Origin of the sequence: Bradyrhizobium sp. Mp27, assembly GCF_029953005.1 — a bacterium.
Classification (GTDB): Bacteria; Pseudomonadota; Alphaproteobacteria; order Rhizobiales; family Xanthobacteraceae; genus Bradyrhizobium; species Bradyrhizobium barranii.
In genome coordinates this window covers 1-395 of the sequence record NZ_JASAUS010000667.1, presented here as the reverse complement: position 1 = coordinate 395, position 395 = coordinate 1, and the positions used below count along the sequence as shown (strand labels likewise).

Here is a 395-nt window from a genome sequence, read left to right as displayed (position 1 = left end):
GAGCGATCGAAGAGCCAGTCGACCGAGGTGTCGGCCGGGAATTGGTTGGCGCGGGTCTGCGCAATGCCGCGCGCCTTTCCCCAACCGTTGCGGAAGTGAATTATGCGGTCCGGCTTCGGCTCAGCATGGTTGACCTGGATGCGCCTGAAATAGAAGAAATCGACCGGCGGCTTTTCGAGATCGCGTCCCTCCATGATCGCGTCGCTATAAGCGCCGCAGAGATGCGCGGAGAGCCGCAGGTTGCTCCACATGAAGCGGGACAGCGCGTCTCCGTCGGGATAGCGCGGATCGCTGCCTTGGCGCTTCGGGCTGAACAGAATCCCCCATTCGATCGGGTACTTCAGCGACAGCGCGTGGATGTCGTAGAGCTCGGTCCAGTTGTCGATCCCGGTGAA

Annotated in this window: 1 pseudogene; it reads right to left on the bottom strand. The window is 61.8% G+C overall.

The annotated features are described in order from the left end of the window. Positions 1 to 395 (bottom strand): annotated as a pseudogene (locus QJT78_RS52235) (hypothetical protein); the annotation flags it as partial.